16 protein-coding genes are annotated in these 18,416 nt (G+C 40.4%); 3 read left to right on the top strand and 13 right to left on the bottom strand.

From position 1 onward, the window contains the following. The 11 genes from Q0081_RS13675 to ilvD form a co-directional block, all read right to left on the bottom strand. A partial coding sequence (locus Q0081_RS13675) for a pyridoxal-phosphate dependent enzyme (protein ID WP_298354266.1) occupies positions 1-884 on the bottom strand: 884 nt, incomplete at its 3' end. Between the two features lie 135 nt (positions 885-1,019). Continuing rightward, positions 1,020-2,063, bottom strand: coding sequence for a ketol-acid reductoisomerase (ilvC, locus tag Q0081_RS13670; RefSeq protein ID WP_298354265.1), 1,044 nt, complete (start codon positions 2,061-2,063; stop codon positions 1,020-1,022). A gap of 33 nt (positions 2,064-2,096) precedes the next feature. After that, positions 2,097-2,849 (bottom strand): bifunctional 2-polyprenyl-6-hydroxyphenol methylase/3-demethylubiquinol 3-O-methyltransferase UbiG, encoded by a 753-nt coding sequence (locus Q0081_RS13665; RefSeq protein ID WP_298354262.1) that lies wholly within the window; start codon positions 2,847-2,849, stop codon positions 2,097-2,099. Between the two features lie 5 nt (positions 2,850-2,854). Further along, positions 2,855-3,994 (bottom strand): hypothetical protein, encoded by a 1,140-nt coding sequence (locus tag Q0081_RS13660; protein ID WP_298354259.1) that lies wholly within the window; start codon positions 3,992-3,994, stop codon positions 2,855-2,857. 77 nt (positions 3,995-4,071) lie between these two features. Further along, positions 4,072-4,608 carry an acetolactate synthase small subunit gene (gene ilvN / locus Q0081_RS13655; RefSeq protein ID WP_298354256.1) on the bottom strand — a complete coding sequence of 179 codons (537 nt, stop codon included), beginning with the start codon at positions 4,606-4,608 and terminating at the stop codon, positions 4,072-4,074. A 68-nt stretch (positions 4,609-4,676) separates the two neighbouring features. Continuing rightward, entirely contained in the window at positions 4,677-6,461 is a 1,785-nt protein-coding gene (gene ilvB, locus Q0081_RS13650; protein ID WP_298354253.1) for a biosynthetic-type acetolactate synthase large subunit, read from the bottom strand. 110 nt (positions 6,462-6,571) lie between these two features. Beyond that, a complete protein-coding gene (locus Q0081_RS13645) occupies positions 6,572-7,120 on the bottom strand; it encodes an REP-associated tyrosine transposase (RefSeq protein WP_298354251.1) in 549 nt (182 codons plus the stop codon). Between the two features lie 83 nt (positions 7,121-7,203). Next, the gene (locus Q0081_RS13640) at positions 7,204-7,452 is read right to left on the bottom strand and encodes a hypothetical protein (RefSeq protein WP_298354248.1); all 249 of its coding nucleotides are present in this window, start codon (positions 7,450-7,452) and stop codon (positions 7,204-7,206) included. Positions 7,453-7,536: 84 nt separating this feature from the next. Continuing rightward, positions 7,537-8,325, bottom strand: coding sequence for a hypothetical protein (locus tag Q0081_RS13635; protein WP_298354245.1), 789 nt, complete (start codon positions 8,323-8,325; stop codon positions 7,537-7,539). A 23-nt stretch (positions 8,326-8,348) separates the two neighbouring features. After that, a complete protein-coding gene (locus Q0081_RS13630) occupies positions 8,349-9,362 on the bottom strand; it encodes a restriction endonuclease (protein ID WP_298354243.1) in 1,014 nt (337 codons plus the stop codon). Between the two features lie 253 nt (positions 9,363-9,615). Beyond that, positions 9,616-11,301 (bottom strand): dihydroxy-acid dehydratase, encoded by a 1,686-nt coding sequence (ilvD, locus tag Q0081_RS13625; protein WP_298354241.1) that lies wholly within the window; start codon positions 11,299-11,301, stop codon positions 9,616-9,618. A 443-nt stretch (positions 11,302-11,744) separates the two neighbouring features. Between ilvD and Q0081_RS13620 the strand changes: the two genes are divergently transcribed. After that, positions 11,745-12,005, top strand: coding sequence for a SemiSWEET transporter (locus tag Q0081_RS13620; protein WP_298354238.1), 261 nt, complete (start codon positions 11,745-11,747; stop codon positions 12,003-12,005). 64 nt (positions 12,006-12,069) lie between these two features. Here the strand turns inward: Q0081_RS13620 and pyk are convergent, their stop codons facing one another. After that, a complete protein-coding gene (gene pyk, locus Q0081_RS13615; protein WP_298354236.1) occupies positions 12,070-13,527 on the bottom strand; it encodes a pyruvate kinase in 1,458 nt (485 codons plus the stop codon). A 25-nt stretch (positions 13,528-13,552) separates the two neighbouring features. Then, a complete protein-coding gene (gene priA / locus Q0081_RS13610) occupies positions 13,553-16,069 on the bottom strand; it encodes a primosomal protein N' (RefSeq protein ID WP_298354234.1) in 2,517 nt (838 codons plus the stop codon). A gap of 121 nt (positions 16,070-16,190) precedes the next feature. On the opposite strand from priA, the gene Q0081_RS13605 reads away from it, so the two are divergent. Beyond that, on the top strand, positions 16,191-16,430 hold the full coding sequence (locus Q0081_RS13605; protein ID WP_298354232.1) for a hypothetical protein: 240 nt from the start codon (positions 16,191-16,193) through the stop codon (positions 16,428-16,430). A gap of 870 nt (positions 16,431-17,300) precedes the next feature. Then, entirely contained in the window at positions 17,301-18,233 is a 933-nt protein-coding gene (locus Q0081_RS13600; protein WP_298354229.1) for an SdrD B-like domain-containing protein, read from the top strand. The last annotated feature ends 183 nt before the right edge of the window (positions 18,234-18,416 follow it).

Raw genomic sequence — 18,416 nt, 5'->3', positions numbered from 1 at the left:
GCCGGCTCAACTACGATGGCTTCTTCATTATACAATTGCAAAATCGTAGAGCACACTTTTCCTTCAGGCACGAGCAAAATGGAATCCAAATTTTGACGACACACCTGAAATGTATGCTCACCGGCACGCTTTACGGCCGCTCCATCTACAAATTTATCAATGTTTTCGAGCGTTACGACGTGGTCTTCTTTGATGGCTGTGTACATGGTTGGTGAGCCAACGGGTTCTACCCCAATGAGTTTAGTTGCCGGGCTCAATTGTTTGAAGACTGTCGTCACGCCAGAGGCCAACCCACCGCCACCAATGGCAAACAGTAAATAATCAATTTTAAAATCAGCATCGCGAAAAATTTCCAGACCTACCGTTCCCTGCCCTTCCATGACTTGTATATCGTCGAAAGGGTGAATGAAGGTGGCGGCGTTGGTCTCGCAAAAATGCTTGGCTGCATGATAGGCATCATCGTAGGTATCGCCGTGCAGCACAACTTCTATTTGGTCTTTTCCGAATAACTTGACCTGTTTTACTTTTTGGGCAGGCGTTGTGCTGGGCATAAAAATGATACCTCGTACCTGCATTTTGTTGCAGGCATAAGCGACGCCCTGCGCGTGATTGCCCGCACTGGCGCAGACAACGCCATTTGCGAGTGCCTCTGCCGACAGGCTCGCCATTTTGTTATAAGCTCCCCGAATTTTGTAGGAGCGTACCACCTGTAAATCTTCGCGTTTGAAGTAGATATTGGCTTCGTACCGCTCCGAAAAATTGAGGTTTAATTCCAAGTCGGTATGTTTTACCACTTTGCGAATACGCTCAGCCGCTTGCAGGATATTATCAAAAGTAGGCCAATCGGCGGCTTTTTGTTTATTTTTTTCGGAGGCGAGACTCATGAAAGTGATAATTAGGGTAATTGCAGAAAATCCCCCGAATTTACACAACTCGGAGGATTTTCTATATTTTCAAACGAAGATAAGCGTCAATATTAACCTTGGCAGTAGTTTAAACCCTGTTAGAGTTAAAGAATCTTAGTTACGCTCAGGACGCAAGCTACGTACTGCTGTACCCGCTATCCACATTTCTGAATCACGAAGCTCGGCCAATTCTACTTCGAGTTTTTCGCGGTAGTCAGGTTGTGAGTTGCGAGTGATTGAGATAGTAGCTTGCTCACCTGATTTTACGGAATCGTATAATTTCTGAAAAACTGGCTTGGTTGCTTCTTTGAACGGCTTCCACCAATCCAACGCACCGCGTTGAGCTGTCGTTGAGCAGTTGGCATACATCCAATCCATACCGTTTTCAGCTACGAGTGGCATTAACGATTGCGTCAGTTCTTCCACTGTTTCGTTGAATGCTTCGGAAGGGGAGTGTCCATTTTCGCGCAATACTTCGTACTGAGCCGCGAAAATACCTTGGATAGCACCCATCAAAGTTCCACGCTCACCGGTAAGATCAGACGTAACTTCGCGGTAGAAATCAGTCTCGAACAAATAGCCAGAACCTACACCAATACCCATGGCAATACATTTTGTACGCGCATTGCCCGTAGCATCTTGATAGACGGCAAACGAAGAGTTAAGGCCTTTTCCTTCTACAAACAAACGACGAAGTGACGTTCCAGAACCTTTAGGCGCTACTAAGAAAACATCCACATCTGCTGGCGGAACGATACCTGTTTGATCTTTGTAAGTTACCCCAAAACCGTGTGAGAAATACAATGACTTGCCAGCAGTCAAATGGGCTTTAACAGTTGGCCACAATTCAATTTGTGCCGCATCCGACAACAAGAAACAAATAATCGTGCCTTTTTCGAGGGCTTCTTCGATTTCGAAAAGAGTTTCGCCCGGTACCCAACCGTCAGCTACTGCTTTATCGTATGTTTTGCCTTTACGCTGGCCAACTATTACGTTGAAACCGTTGTCGCGCATATTCAAACTTTGACCCGGGCCTTGAACACCGTATCCAATGACGGCGATAGTTTCGTTTGCTAATACTTCACGTGCTTTCTCTAAAGGAAATTCTTCGCGGGTTACTACTTCTTCTACGCTCCCGCCAAAATTGATTTGTGCCATTGAATTGATTTGTTTATTTGGTAATGTACTATTTTATTTTTTTTGCCAACTCAGCAACAACGATACCCCTACGGGCAATCGGATGCCGCTTTCAATGAAGGTATTCTCACTGTTGAAAATACCGTAAAATACCTTTTGGAATATCGAGCCATTCATGACCGTAAAGTCAGAACCTGCTTCTTCTACCTTGCGCTGATGTAGCGGTAAAAGCCGCGACAGCAATCGAAATCCTGCAATGGGAAAGAATAACCAAAAGTTGAAATAACTGCTGAATACGACCTTTCCTGTATTCGTAAACAAGCTCTCCAGCAGGGTTTTGTCGTATCTCCTGACGTGGTGATTGACGTCGTCGTGCTGATTCCACAAAAACATAAAAGCGGGTACCGTGACGCACACCAAACCGTTGGGTTTACAAACGCGTTGCATTTCACGCACAGCCAGCTGATGATCTTCTACGTGTTCAATGACGTCTAAAGCACAAACTAAATCGTAGGATTGATCTTCAAACGGAAGTTCAAGAATGGAACCCTGAATCAAATCCAGCGACGGAACGGCCGACTTAGTAAACTCGAAACATTCTTGGTCGTATTCTACCGATTTAACGGTTCCAAACTCAGTAAGCAGTTCGGAGGTGCGGCCTGTAGCGATACCGACGTTTAAAATCTTGAGCGGACGGTTGGTCGGCAACTGACGACGTAAATGATTCATAATGATTTGATTGCGAACCAAAAACCACCAATGTTCACGCTCAATGTGATAATATTCTTTATAATAAGCTGCGTTCATAATTTTTAGGGAAACGAAATAGGTAACATAAGCGAAACCAAGGCACTAACAATTAACAAATACTTCAGCTGCTTCGATGGAATGGATTCGTGCAGTATTTTCAACGCAATAAAAAAGGCAATAAAGCCAAACGATAAGGCACGTGTACCATCGGCGACCAGTAAGGTAATAAACAAGGTAACGCCTACTGCTCCTGCAAATAATAACAGCTTCCAGAGTTGCTTTGACTGCCACAAAATTAGGAAAGCTGCCCCAATAATCAGCCACATTCCTTCCAATCCACGAGTAACTTTATCTCCAAAAATACTCAAGCTCCAAAATAAAGACTTGATTGATAGAGAATTGTCGTGCCCAATTTTTAGATGAAAGGAAAGCTCAAGCCATTTTCTTACTGCCAAATACAAAACGCCGCTCACAATCAATACGAGAATCGTGGGCGAAATAAGTTTCCAATTCAGTTTACGTTCCGTTTGAAATGTATCAATAAACGGCAGCAGCAACCACAGTCCGATAAAGGACGAATTGATAATGGCTCGTTCGTCGCACCAAAAGCTCAATTGCGAAAACAGCAGCACGAGCAATGGATTTCTAAAATAAAAGGCCAATGCCATAAAACAAAACGGAAAAGCATCGGCATGGCCTAAGTAATTAATGTAAAAGTTGGCTCCCGCATAAATAGCCGTAAATCCCGTCAAAAAATAAAATGTCAGGACACGGTCTTTCAAAATGCCATTAACAATGTTTGCCACGGTCCACAAAAACATCAATCCTATCAGCAATTGAAGCAGATAAAGAGTGGCTACGTTTAGGTGTAACGCATAAGCAATCAGCGGAACCGTAAGCCGAAAGGTCTGATTGGCTTCGTGAGAGCCGGCTTCATACTCTTTCGGGGTAAATGGGTCGGCACCTTGTTTGATAATATCATCCCAAAAAAAACCGCCTACCAAACCCGGGTGGCGCATTTCCTGGTATAAATCCCGAAAACCACGATCAACCAAGATGGAATTGAAAATCAGCAAGGTGTCTGCCGAAATGACTAAGGCCAAAAAAAGTACCTTAAATTGCCAAAATTTGCTGTCAAAGAACGCTTCTAATTTGGTTTCTAACCATTGAAAAGGAGCGGTGAGTGATTGCAGTTGAGCCATAAGTAATTTGCAATAAACCTATAAGGTCTCAAAGACCTTATAGGTTTGAGTGTAAAAGGACTGCAAATAACGCACTTTTAAACGTAATACTCCCAATGGGCTTCTTCGGGCAGGAATTCTACCAAGCCATTGGGAGCCTTTCCAACGGCTACTCGTCCCGATTTTACAAATTCTAAAATACCGTAGGATTTGATATAGCGGAAGAAATCCAATATCTCGTTTTCATTTCCCGCTTTCTCAATCACTACATAATCCAGTCCCCAATAAACCACCCATGCTTTGTAGACCTTGTTAATAGTTTCAATATCAATGGGTTTGCCTCCGGAAGGAGTGGCAATTTTAAATAAAGCAATTTCGTTATAGACGATTTCATCGTCCAAATAGCCGAACACGGCCAATACTTCGATAACTTTACGAATTTGGCGCACCAATTTTTCCACCTCTTCACGCTTATCATGCTTAATCGTAATTGTATAGCGGGATACGCCTTTTCGCTCGGTTTCGGACACAGTCAAACTCTCGATATTGACACGGCGACGGGTGAAAATAATCGTAATTTTATTCAACAACCCGAAGGTGTTTTCGGTGAATATACAGATGGTGTAAGTTGTCATAGACCCCCAACCCCGAAGGGGAGTTTTAATTTTTGCGTTTAATTAAGTACAAAATCGCTCGTGTCAGATTAATCCAGCCGAATATCAGTTACCGAAGCGCCGGAAGGAACCATTGGAAATACGTTTTCTTCTTTTTCTACGATTACTTCCAACAAATAAGCTTTGTCGGATTTAAGCAAAGTATCCAACGAATCGCTCAGGTTTTCGCGGTCTGAGCAGGTATGCCCGGCTATACCGAAACCTTTGGCAATGGTCACAAAATCAGGGTTTTGTAATTCGACGAACGAATAGCGTTTTTCAAAAAACAACTGTTGCCACTGCCGTACCATGCCCAAATAGTTGTTGTTAAGAATAACCAATTTAACAGCCAAACCGCTTTGGGCAATTGTTCCCAATTCCTGAATGGTCATTTGGAAACAGCCATCGCCGATAAAGGCAACTACTTCGCGGTCCGGAGCACCTTTTTTTGCACCAAAGGAAGCAGGAATGGCGAAGCCCATCGTTCCCAATCCGCCTGATGCGATGTAAGAGTGCGGGTTTTTGAATTGATAATACCGAGCCGCAATCATTTGGTGTTGTCCAACGTCCGCAATGATGCACGCTTCTCCGTTTGTTTTTTGGGAAAGCATACGTACCACTTCCGCCATTTTGATTTCACCTTCGGGCTTTAATTCGCGCTCGGTCACTTTTTGATTTTCAATGACGTCGTACTTCTTAAACTCATTGCGCCAAGTAGAATGATTGTTAGCTTTTACCAACGGAAGAAGACGTTTCAACACTTCTTTGGCATCGCCCACAACGGGGGCGTCGGCTTTTATAATTTTGTCAATTTCCGACGGGTCAATCTCAATGTGCACTACTTTGGCCTGCTTAATATATTTGGTGGCATCGCCCGTTACCCGGTCATCGAAACGCATTCCAATGGCAATGATTACATCGGCTTGGTTTGTCAATACATTGGGGCCATAATTGCCGTGCATACCGAGCCAACCCACATAATTAGGATGGTCAATCGGCATGGCCGAAAGCCCTAAAAGTGTACTGGCACAGGGGATGTCGGTTTTTTCAGCAAAAGCTTTGAGTTCTTCCATTGCTTCCGAAATCAATACACCGTGGCCAAACAAAATATAAGGTTTTTTGGCGTTATTGATAAGCTGAGCCGCTTTTTCTAAGTGTTCATCTTTAGGAACAATGCGCGGTTTATAGCTAAACAACCCGTCCAGTTTTTTATATTGGTATTCCTTTGTCATTTTACTAATCTGCGCATCGCGGGTAAAATCAATGACTACCGGTCCGGGTTTGCCTGACTTAGCGATATAAAACGCTTTTGCCATTACTTCAGGGACCTCGTCAGGATTGGTGATTTGATAATTCCACTTACATACGGGCGTTGTCACACCAATAATATCGGTTTCCTGAAAGGCGTCGGTGCCGAGTAAGGTAGATTTTACCTGACCTATAATACAGACCAAAGGAGTACAATCAATGATGGCGTCGGCAATCGGCGTCACCAAATTAGTGCCTCCCGGGCCGGAAGTGACTAAGCAAACACCGGGCTTACCGCTCGTACGAGCGTATCCTTGCGCTGCGTGACCGGCACCTTGCTCATGACGCACCAAAATATGGTCAAGACGATCCATATAATCGAAAAGTGCATCATACGTAGGCATAATAGCACCCCCCGGATAGCCAAAAATCACCTCCGTACCTTCGGCAATCAAAGCTTCCATCAGGGCTTGAGCGCCTGACATCGGTTCGGGTGCTTTGAAAGGCAATGTGGGTGTTACCTCATTTTTTACTTCTTCAAGGGCAGCCGCGTCTTGAGCCGCCACCATAGTCATGTAGTTTCCCATTTTTGGGTTGATTTTATGTATTCAATGACTTGTATTTCAATTTGGGTACTTTGGTGTTGGTCGGGATTTGCAATCTCGATGTTTGAATTTCGGATTTATAATCCGCTTTATCATTCTATCAAAATCACTTCTAAAAGCCCTCTCACTCCCGAATAATCAATAGCCGAGCTATATACATAATGTTGGGGTTCAAATACCATTCCTGCACTTACGGGATTTTGGTGTATATAGCTTAGTTTTTGATCAATAAAATGGTTACTTGTCAAAATAATGGGATGAATGCCGTCTTGCCAAAATTTATAGTTTTCAATTTTGGGATTCCACCGTCCTGCAAATTCAAATTTATCAAGCATCCACTCTTTTCTGCTTTCGTTGATTGTCTGAATCGTTTGGACTATCTTTTTTGACGTAAATTTTTTAAAATCTCTCATGATATCCGAAATACTTTTGCCATCAGTTGCACTTACAATTAAATGTAAATGACTTGGCATTAAACACCAGGAATAAAGCAAAAGCCCTTTTTCTTTTTGGCAATACCGCAATGAATCCACTACTATTTCGGCTAACTCTTTTCTTGTAAAAACATCAATCCAATCTACTACAGTTGAGGTAAGAAAATAAACTTCCTGATGGTCTTCTATTCGGTACTTAAAACCCATAAGTGATTTTTAGTTTTTTGGATTATAAATCCTTTGCTCTGGGATCGGGATTGCAAATCCCGACCAGCATTAAGCAGAGGTATCTAAAATACAGGCCGTTCCCATTCGTTTCTGAGGTCGTCAAGTTGTTTTAATAACGCTTCTCTATTTGGCAAGTCTTTGTACTTTCCTGCCAGTTTGGTCAAATCCACCTTCTTTTTTTTCTGTATTTTGGATAGAGTATCAGCCACGACCATAAATACCTCAATGGCGTCCGCATTTTTCATTTCCTCGGGGATTTCTATCCTTAAAACTCCTTTATGAGGCTTTACTATTTCTCTATGTGCGTTCATGATTGGTTGAAGTTTTTGTTTTAAAAAGGCTTTATGGTCTTAGCTAATAGATAACTTAATTACCATAAAATCATCATTATTATTTCAATTTTCAAATAAATAAGCTTCCATACCAGCCTCTTTAATTATATTTTTCCATCTTTTTTCCTGTGTCAAATATTTATCATTTGGCTCAACGTAGATAAGATTAAAGAGGTCTTCATCATCGTTTTGTTGCCAACTACAAGCCCCCTTCTCTAAATTTATCAGAAAAGTATCAAGAGTATTTATTATTAGTTGAAATGAACTTAAATCTACATTAGACGCATCATTTAAAGCTCCTTTAGAAAAAAGGTACACAAAGTCATTTCTCGTCGCTTCTAAATGTGCCTTTTTTCCTGCATTAGACTTTGCGATTTCCTTTACTTCTTTTTTGCTATGATTATCACGATACTCTTTTATAATCTTCTTTGTATATAATACTTCTTCTTTTTCTTGTGTAAACAATAAATTTAGATTCGTAAAAGCTTTATTTTGAATTTGTGTAACTAAATTATTTGACTCAATATTTATTTTGTATTCTAATGCTCCAGATACTAACTTTTTCACAAATTCTATTTGTATATCTTTAATATTTTTGTTGAATCTTTCATTTGTTTTTTCATCAAAATATTGGAAAGGATTTAAATACTTCGTATCACTTTCTGTCATTAATGTGCTCAGAACTTTGAAAGTCCGTTCTGGCTCACTAAGCAAATAATTAGAGGTGAGTATTTCATAAATATTTAAATATGTTGAAATCAATTCAAAATTTTCACATCTATTTTTTGGAATAAGCCCAGTTGAAATATTGTACCAAATCATGGTATCACAAACTACCCTTTGTTTTGCCATTTATTTGTAATTTAATAAAACTGTTAATAATTAAATGGCCTTGAAAATCCAATAGAAATGCCATATTCACTCATTAACTTATTTTTTAATAATATAATTTCTTGATTATATCTTTTAATAGTTTCATCGGATTGATAGTCTTTTAAAAACTTTGACTTCAGCTCTTTACGAGAATATGCTGAGTTTTTCTCGGCTTTCTTTTTGATTAAAGAAAAACTATAAGAATTAAAATTTGGCACATCTGATAAATAGTCTGAGTCAAAAAAATCATTAAAGTTGTTTGCGTCTATTAATAAAACATTATTGTGCTTTGCTAATTCACAAGCGCTCTTAGAAAAAATAGAGTTTGTTACTACAATGGCTTTTTTGCAATTATATACTTTTAGTCCTCCCACCACTTGCATAATTGCCGAGTTACTAACTGTACCTTTGTAGTATTTTGTTTGTACGCCAATTTTTGTTCCAGAATTATCTGTTAAAACAATATCTATGCCTTGGTCACCACTTTTAGAGGTCAGTTTAACATTGTATCCTTTTTTAGAAAATAACTCCCCAATTAGCTCCTCGAATTGATATCCATCTTCTACGTCATCTATATCAACATATATTTTTCCATAATATTCATCCCAAAAAAATTCATCCGCATATCTTTCGGCTTTTGTCTGAAGCTCATTTTCAAATAATGTTATTTTTTTATTAAAACCAGCTATTTTATCAATTATCTCTCTCTCTTTCATATATTGATAATCACTTATATAAATATAGCCAGCAGGACGGTTTGAAATGAGAATTTTTATGGTTTGACTTCTTCCTAAAATATATTTATCATTGCTATTAGTTATTTCACATAAAAGAGAGTTGCTCAAACTATCATCTTGAATGATTTTATAGTATCTATACCAAAGTGAGTCATAGCTAATATTGTTGTTTTCATCAATAAAGGGGTTTTTCTGTCGTTGACAGAAAAATTTGTTACCCCAAGGGATTATTTTATCTCTTTCTTTTTTTCTATACTCCATAAATCCAATTTTTTTCATTCTTCCTCAAATTTATTATATTCTTCTTTTTTTTCTTTTTATCAAAATTATTAATGAACATTATAACCCATATGATTATTAATATAATGTAGAAAGGCTCCATATAATTCAAAATAAATAAAATACATGTACGATTTTAGAACATTTAAAAGAAATTTCCTTATAAGTAATAATAGTAGAAATTAATTTAAATCGTTGAGAATACAAGTCCCAACGATTTAAAAATCATGAAACTAATCCTTAGCAAAAACTTTTACGCTTCGTCCGTCACGCATCCTTCACTTGCTGACTTCACATTACGGATGTATTTCCCCAGTGTTCCTTTGGTAAAAGGAGGTTGTGGTTTCTTCCAATTTTTGCGACGTTCGGCCAATTCTTCGTCCGATACGTGCAATTGGAGTACGTTGTTTACGGCATCAATCGTGATTTTGTCACCATCTTTTACCAGACCAATGGTGCCCCCTTCAAATGCCTCTGGCGTAACGTGCCCTACTACAAAGCCGTGGGTTCCTCCTGAGAAACGACCATCGGTAATCATGGCTATTTTGTCGCCCAAGCCGGCTCCCATTACTGCGGAAGTAGGTTTAAGCATTTCGGGCATTCCTGGGCCTCCTTTGGGGCCTTCATTACGGATGACAATAACATGCCCCGCTTTGATTTCCCCTTTTGAGATGTATTCAATTACTTCTTCTTCGCGCTCACATACTTTGGCGATGCCTTCAAAACGTTCCCCTTCTTTTCCCGTAATTTTTGCTACCGCGCCTCCCGTGGCCAAATTTCCGTACAAAATCTGCAAGTGACCTGTCGATTTGAGTGGAGTAGAAAGCGGGTAAATGATTTTCTGAGTATCAAAATTCAAATCAGGTGCGTCGGCCATATTTTCAGCAATTGTTTTTCCAGTTACGGTCAAACAATCTCCGTGAAGAAGTCCGTTTTCATACAGGTATTTCATGATGGCAGGCACACCGCCAATCGCCAATACATCTTCCATATAATATTTACCCGACGGCTTCAAATCGGCAATCAAAGGTGTACGGTCTGAGATGGCTTGGATATCTGCCAATGTAAATTCTACTTCTGCGGCCCGCGCAATGGCGAGATAATGCAATACCGCATTGGTTGAACCTCCGAGAGCCATCACCACGGTCATAGCGTTTTCAAATGCTTTGCGCGTCATGATGTCGCGTGGGCAAATATTCTTTTCCAACAACACCTTCATTGCAGCTCCAATGGCGATGCATTCAGCCTTTTTGCCTTCGTGCGTAGCGGGATAGGTAGACGAATTAGGTAAAGTCAGCCCCATTGCTTCCATCGAACTTGCCATGGTATTGGCTGTGTACATACCGCCGCAGGCACCTGCTCCAGGAATAGCGTTTTGAATAACACCTTCGTAATCTTCGTCAGAAATGGTACCTGCAAATTTCTTTCCTAATGCCTCAAAAGCCGAAATAATGTCGAGTTTTTGGCCTTTATATTCTCCTGTTTTGATAGTTCCTCCATAAACAAGCATTCCCGGACGGTTAAGCCGTGCCAGTGCCATCATGGCTCCGGGCATGTTTTTGTCACAACCGACTACCGCAATTACTCCGTCGTACCATTGTGCTCCCACCACGTTTTCAATGGAATCTGCAATCAAATCGCGGGAAGGCAACGAATAACTCATTCCGTCGTTGCCGTTGGTCATTCCGTCTGATACACCAATCGTGTGAAATATCAGGCCCACCATGCCGTTTTCCTGAATACCTTTTTTGACGTGGACCGAAAGGCCATTCAAGTGCATATTGCAGGTGTTGCCTTCATAACCCGTGCTGGCAATGCCGATTTGGGCTTTTTGCATATCTTCCTGCGTTAATCCTACGCCATATAACATGGCTTTGGCGGCTGGATTGGTCACTTCCTGAGTAAGTGTACGGCTGAATTTGTTTAATTGTTCTGACATAGACGGTTATGGTTATAAAAAAGCCTCACTCATTTGTGGTGTGAGTGAGGCTTCGAGATTAGCAATCGAGTTCCACTCACACCATTTGGGTGTTAATAATGAGAACCACGACCACGACTATTTTATTTGACATTTTATAGCAAAACTTTTCTAAGAGCGAAATTACGCTAATTGCGTAATTGCGTTACAAATAAATAGGGTCAAGTTTTATTTTCCAAACAAAATTTGAATTTTTTGCACTTCCTCAATCAAAAAGCTACTTTATAGCGCACAGAGGCAATTTTTGTTACTTACTTAGTTTCTGAAAGCGACACTATTACATTTACCTATCAAATAGTGATCTAATAACGACTTGTTGTATTATACCAACAAAATAGTCTTAGTTAGGAACTTTATATATAACTTTTCCGCTATATCGGTATTAATAATAAATAAGTGCAGCTATGTTAGAAGTGATGGGTTATACAGCAGGGGCGTTGACTACTCTTGCGTTTGTTCCGCAAGTCGTACAGATCTACCGTACCAAATCGGTAAAAGATGTGCCGCTTGCGATGTTTTTGCTTTTTACTCTTGGAGTGGCTTTATGGCTTGGATACGGCATCATGACACATTCCTTTCCGGTAGTGGCCGCCAATGCCATTACATTGATGCTTTCGTTCGTGATTCTTTATTTCAAATGGAAATACAATCGAGTCAATTCGTAAAAAAAGCCCTTTCTCGTTTTGAGAAAAGGCTTTTCAATGTATTCTTCTATTTACTCAGAGGAAACTAATCAACGACACTCAACTTTACAGCGTTGGTTCGGCGATGCTTACTTAGAGGCATACTGAGCGTATTAACAAAAATATCTCCTATATGAAGTGCTCCCTTCTCAATGAGAACTTGCTTTATATCTTCAATAAGGTCATCGGTCGAGAGGTCTTCGCGGTCATAATACACGGTTTTTACACCCCAATACAACGATAAAATACACATTAATTGACGATTGGGAGTGAAAACGTATAAATCCGCTTCGGGCCGATGGTGCGAAAGACGGAATGCAGTATATCCCGATCGAGTTACTCCAATAATGGCTTTTGCCTGAGTATCACGAGCAAGACGACAGGCACTCATTACTACATTGTCATTGATGACAGTAGGGCCGGGATTATCGTTAACCGCTGCGTGGTTTTTAAAATACAGTTTTGTTTCTTTCGCATTTTTTGCAGCTTCAGTTCCTTCTACCTGACGAATGGTTTGTGCCATGCTGGTTACTGATTCAATAGGATATTTACCGGAAGCTGTTTCAGCACTTAGCATTACTGCATCGGCTCCATCCAATACAGAATTGGCAATGTCATTGATTTCAGCACGTGTTGGGCGCGGTGCATCAATCATACTCTCCAGCATTTGCGTAGCTACAATAACGGGTTTGCAGGCGCGATTACATTTTTCAACCAGCATTTTCTGAATCATCGGAACTTCTTCGGGAGGAAGTTCCACGCCCAAATCACCGCGTGCGACCATGATAGCATCTGTGACTTCAATGATGGAATCAATGTTTTCAATCGCTTCCGGCTTTTCAATCTTGGCAACTACACGGGTGGTTTTGCCTTTTGCCTTAATGTAGTCTTTCACTTCCTGAATATCAGAAGCGTATCGTACAAAAGACAGAGCTATCCAATCTACATCGTTTGCCAATCCAAACTCCAGATCTTCATAGTCCTTTTCAGTAACCGAAGGCATGGAAACTTTCGTGTTTGGAAGGTTCACGCCTTTTTTGGATTTCAAAATACCATCATAAATAACTTCCGTTACCACGTCAGTACCATCAATTCTTACGACTTTTACTTCCAATTTACCATCATCCATCAAAATTCGCTCACCCAGTTTTACGTCTTGGTACATTCCTTTATAAGGGGTACTTACTCGTTCTGAGGTACCAATGATGTCATCGTTGGTAAAAACTAAATGTTGGCCGGCCGTAATTTTAACGCCGTCTTTGTTTTCGACGTTACCGATTCGGATTTTAGGGCCTTGTAAATCTTGTAAAATACCAATGCTGAGTCCGTATTTTTCATTGTTTTGACGGATTAGCCGAATACGCTCTAAGTGGTCGACGTGTGTGCCATGTGAAAAATTCAGTCGGAATACATTTACTCCTGCCTGTGCCAATGCATAAAGTAGCTCAGAAGATTCGGAAGCAGGCCCTACGGTAGCAACAATCTTGGTCTTTTTATTGATCATCTTAGTTAAGTTTTGACGAGTACAATCAGAGGCAATCAACATCTATGGTTACGTCTGCCCCTTTTAATGTTTTATCGGTTAGAATATCTGTGACCTTTTCGAGTATAAAAGTCTTTGCGGCCTTAAAATTAACTTTTTCGCGTTCGAGTTTGATAAGAATGTCAAACAAAAACCGATTTCGGATGCGTTCAACCAGCGGAGGCTGAGGCCCAAGCACTCTGTCTTCCCCCATTTTTTCGGTCAAAAGATGAGCTAATTTTTGGGCGGCCTGCTGTGCTGACTGCTGGTCTAAGTGCTTGACCGTTAGCTTTATAAGTCTTGTAAAAGGGGGGTACTTGAAGCGCTCTCGTTCGGCTATTTCTTCGTTGTACATTCCTATATAATCGTTATTAATAATTTTTTGTAAAATTTTCTGATTGGGATTTCCGGTTTGAATTAAAACACGCCCTTTTCGGTCGGCACGCCTTCCTGCCCGTCCGCTCACCTGAGTAATCAATTGAAAAGCCCGTTCGGCAGAGCGTAAGTCAGGAAAATGAATCATACGGTCGGCATCAAACACGCCTACCATACTTACATTTTCAAAATCAAGTCCCTTACTAATCATTTGGGTGCCTACCAAAATATCAACATTGCCTTGTTCAATGTCTTCAATCATTTCTTTGTAGGCATTTTTGGCACGAGTTGTATCCAAATCCATTCGTGCTACGCGGGCTGTTGGGAAGAATATTTTGAGTTGATCTTCTAACTTCTCAGTCCCGAATCCTACGGTGCGAACTTTGGTAGAACCGCAGCCGGGACAAAACTTAGGCACTTCTTCTTTATGGCCACAATAGTGGCAGCGGATTTCAGCGGCTTTTTGGTGGTAGGTCAGGCTTACGGCACAGTTTTCACATTCTCCAATCCACCCGCATTCTTCACATTGCAAGTAGGAGGAATACCCTCGTCGATTTTGAAAAATAATACTTTGCTCGTTGCGCGCTAAAGTTTCCTGCAATTCATTTACCAAAACCGACGAAAACTCAAACTTCATTTTTTTGCTTTTTCGTTCCTGCTTGGTGTCTATCAGCACAAATTCGGGCATTGAAGCTTTGCCATAGCGTTCGCTGAGTTTGACAAAACCATAGCGGCCGTTGAGGGCTTGATAGTATGACTCAAGGGCGGGCGTAGCCGAGCCCAGCAATACCTTGGCGTGTTGGCGTTGGGCTGCTACAATAGATACATCGCGGGCATGATAGCGTGGTGCCGGATCATATTGTTTATAAGAACTTTCGTGTTCTTCGTCCACAATGATAAGGCCAAGGCTATCGAAAGGTAAAAAAATGGCTGAGCGTACTCCCACCACCAGTTGAAATTGCCCTGAAACCACCCCTTTCCAGACTTCTACGCGTTCATTATCAGAGAATTTGGAATGATAAATTCCCAGTTTGTCTCCAAAAACTTTTTTAAGTCGGACTACAATTTGCGTAGTAAGGGCAATTTCGGGAAGCAAAAACAACACCTGTGAACCGCTTTCCAACACTTGTTGGGCCAGGTTGATATACACTTCGGTTTTTCCACTGCCCGTCACACCGTGGAGTAAAACAGTATCTTTTTCCTGAAATTGTTCGATAATTTGGTCAAAGGCGCTTTGTTGGGCGGTAGTAAGTTTGATATTAGTGCTGCCGGTAAAATCAGGTTTTACATCAGCAAAGCGCGAAACGGTTATTTCAAATTCTTCAAAAACTCCTTTTTTGAGCAAAGTACTCAATGCTGAATCGGAGGTCTCTTCGTTTTGGGTAAAATAGCTCTTTTCGAGGCCGGCGCGATTGGAGTACGGGTCGTTTTGAATCGGCACCTGACTGACATACCGCATTACGATTTCCTGCTGTTTGGGTGATTTATCAAGCTGACCGATGAGTTCCATTAGGTTCTCGCGGGTTTCGTACAAGCCTTGCAGTTTAATTTTTTTGACAACTTTCGGTTTATACTTCTCACGCACTTCCTCAAATAAAATAATGGCTCGCTTGCCTATTAATGACTTGATGATATGGTTGATGTTCTGATCGCCTACCCGTTTTCCTACTTCATCGTAAGTCATTGACTGATACTTTTTGATTTCTTCTAGCAGATTGGCTTCCTCTTCCGTCAGTAAATCAAAATAGTCAAAATCAGGATTGGGCTGAATTTTGGATTGATTGGTAATTTTTAGCCCTGATGGAAGCGCCACGTTCAAAACCTCACCGACAGTGCATAAATAGTATTCAGCAATCCAATTGAAAAGTTCTATTTGATAGGGCGTAACTAAAGGTTCCTCATCTAACAGTTCCGCAATGTATTTTGCCTGGTACTTGGAAGGTGGAGTTTGATGTATACGAGCCACAACTCCCGTCACCACACGGTTTTTTCCGAATGGAACCACTACTCTGGCACCATTTTTGATGAAAGGAGTTAATGTTCGGGGAACACGATAAGTAAACAATTGAGGCACCGGTACGGGCAGAATCAAATCTGCAAACAGTGTCACTTCTTCCAAACCAAAATCTTCGTTTTCTGCAATTAGCACGTCTTTTTAAGCCAAAAGTATGGCGCAAGATAACGCTTTCATCGTGAAATTTTTAAGATGGCAAGATATTTGGCATAACCGTTTATGCCTAATATCATAATTTTACCTCTTATCAATTCTTATGTTTCCAGTAATGATTCAGCGATACCATGACATTGGGTCTGATGGAGTAAAACTTCGCCGACTCACAGGTCTTAAATATGAAGAGTTTGAAGCGCTTCATACTTTATTTAAAAATGTATGGCAAAGCTATTTTGCACAATTTACCCTTGATGGTACGCCAAGAGCCCGGCAAGCTTCCATTCGCAAAAACAGTATTTTTCCTGATACAAGAGATGCCCTCCTTTTTGGCCTTATTTAAGTAACTGAGTGAAATTAAACGAGACTTTCCAAGTTTGTAATATATTGACTATCAAACTATTACACCTTAAACTTGGAAAGTCTATTTTGCGTAATTACTTATCTGAAAGGTGAAATAAGACAAGATCAATTGGCCGTTTTTTTTGAAATGGATCAGCCCAAAGCTAGCAAGTATCTGTCATTGATTCAGCGGATTTTGCTTCAAGTGTTAGAAACTAATCCGCGAGGTATTCCAAAAGGCAAAAAAGAGTATCTGCTAAAGGCACTACTTTGAAAGAATAGGGATATACTCTTTGGTCTATATTTATCAAAGCGGTGTTTTTAATCAGAAAAGCTCACCGTAATGGTTTTAAAGTTGAGATTAAAATTCACATTCCTGTTCGTTTTTGTGTAGGTTTTGGCACTGTTTTTGTTGCTTTTAGAAACAACGAGTTTTTCTATACCATTATAAATTTTACGAATCTATTTTGTAGGTAAACAGAAATTAAAAAGATAAATTTATCAGTCGTAAGTGGTTGATAAATAAATATTTATTCTCGTTGTTGTCTCTCTCTTTGCTCTTCCATAACCTTTTTTAAAGAACATAAAAATGGCAGGATATTTGACATAAAATTTATGTCGGATAAAAACTCTTGATTATTTAGAGTCTACCGATTGAAAAGTTAATATTATCGTTAGCAGGTTTTAGGTAATAGCTATTGTTGATATTGTTTTTCAATGCCCAAGATAATTTGTGTAGATAGGATACTTGGAATGGTATATTTTATCTATATAGATTATTTTATAATAAAAAATAACATCCTCAACCCGTGAAAGGAATGAAAACTCATAAAAAGTGCCGAGTTAAATTACCCCAAATGTTTACAAAAAAATGAGAACGATTTTACATCTGATTTTTAAGAACAAATCTTTTTCGCGTGGCCTGTCAATACTTTTGATTTTAATGAGTATTGTCGCAACGGGTGTGAGAGGACAAGTAAGTGGCGTAGTATTTATTGACTATGACTCCAATGGCAAACGAACGACCAACAATCCTGCTGAACCCGGAGCGGCAGGTGTGAAAGTACAACTATTTGTGGGTAACAGTACTACTCCTGCGGTTGCTTTTACTGATACGGCAGGGGTGTATCAATTTGACATATCCAAAGCACCCAAAGACAGCTTGCTGCGGGTGGAGTTTAGTAATTTTCCTGAGACTTTTTCACCCAGTTTCGTAGGTTTAAACAGCGGCACAGATGTTCAATTTATTAAAGCGCCTGCAACGAATATCAATTTGGGGATTACGAACGACGATGAATATTGTATTGATACTGAAGCGGGACCTAAGGTAACTACAGCCTGCTATGTAATGGGAAATCCCTTGACAGGTGGTTCGGCAGGGGAAGATCCGGCGCTTGTACTGTTTGATTACAACGCCCAAGGTTTGGCGGGGGTAGATGATTTCTCTATGGTAAAGTTAGCAAAAGCCAAAGATATTGGTCCAACTTGGATAGCCTCTTATCAGAGAGATTCAAAACGATTGATGGTTGGGGCAATCGTACGTCGGCACGTTGGAATGGGGCCATTGGGCACTGGCGGACTTTACTATATTGATTTAGGAAATGGCAATACAATCCATAGCTTTTTAGATGTAAAGACGTTGGGAATTGATACGGGACCTGACCCGGTGACCAATCTTAATCTTTTGCCTGCTTCCAGAACTGGACGCAGCAGAGATTCATTGGCGTTTCATACGGCTGGTAAAGTTGGGATGGGAGGGGTACAGGGGTACAGTTTACCCGTTATCAAGATACTTTATTTTTAGTCAATCTATATGACAAAAAGCTGTATAGTTTTAAGGTAGGAAAACCTTTGGTGGCTCCCTCTTCAATAGGAGGGCTGTTAAGTTCTGATAATTAAAAAGAGTTCTTTGACATTTTGACCAAATATTATTTGGGCGTTCTTAATTGAGTCGTCAATATTTTGGCGTAAATAATTGAGCGATATG

Source organism: Runella sp. (genome assembly GCF_027484545.1).
GTDB lineage: Bacteria > Bacteroidota > Bacteroidia > Cytophagales > Spirosomataceae > Runella.
Note: the sequence above shows the minus strand (reverse complement) of the source record. Positions and strands in the feature narration are given on the sequence as shown.

Bases quoted from the DNA above. Each gene is read 5' to 3' on its own strand.
- ilvC (WP_298354265.1), bottom strand. From the start codon at position 2,063: ATGGCACAAATCAATTTTGGCGGGAGCGTAGAAGAAGTAGTAACCCGC.
- Q0081_RS13665 (WP_298354262.1), bottom strand. From the start codon at position 2,849: ATGAACGCAGCTTATTATAAAGAATATTATCACATTGAGCGTGAACAT.
- Q0081_RS13660 (WP_298354259.1), bottom strand. From the start codon at position 3,994: ATGGCTCAACTGCAATCACTCACCGCTCCTTTTCAATGGTTAGAAACC.
- ilvN (WP_298354256.1), bottom strand. From the start codon at position 4,608: ATGACAACTTACACCATCTGTATATTCACCGAAAACACCTTCGGGTTG.
- ilvB (WP_298354253.1), bottom strand. From the start codon at position 6,461: ATGGGAAACTACATGACTATGGTGGCGGCTCAAGACGCGGCTGCCCTT.
- Q0081_RS13645 (WP_298354251.1), bottom strand. From the start codon at position 7,120: ATGGGTTTTAAGTACCGAATAGAAGACCATCAGGAAGTTTATTTTCTT.
- Q0081_RS13640 (WP_298354248.1), bottom strand. From the start codon at position 7,452: ATGAACGCACATAGAGAAATAGTAAAGCCTCATAAAGGAGTTTTAAGG.
- Q0081_RS13635 (WP_298354245.1), bottom strand. From the start codon at position 8,325: ATGGCAAAACAAAGGGTAGTTTGTGATACCATGATTTGGTACAATATT.
- Q0081_RS13630 (WP_298354243.1), bottom strand. From the start codon at position 9,362: ATGAAAAAAATTGGATTTATGGAGTATAGAAAAAAAGAAAGAGATAAA.
- ilvD (WP_298354241.1), bottom strand. From the start codon at position 11,301: ATGTCAGAACAATTAAACAAATTCAGCCGTACACTTACTCAGGAAGTG.
- Q0081_RS13620 (WP_298354238.1), top strand. From the start codon at position 11,745: ATGTTAGAAGTGATGGGTTATACAGCAGGGGCGTTGACTACTCTTGCG.
- pyk (WP_298354236.1), bottom strand. From the start codon at position 13,527: ATGATCAATAAAAAGACCAAGATTGTTGCTACCGTAGGGCCTGCTTCC.
- Q0081_RS13605 (WP_298354232.1), top strand. From the start codon at position 16,191: ATGTTTCCAGTAATGATTCAGCGATACCATGACATTGGGTCTGATGGA.
- Q0081_RS13600 (WP_298354229.1), top strand. From the start codon at position 17,301: ATGAGAACGATTTTACATCTGATTTTTAAGAACAAATCTTTTTCGCGT.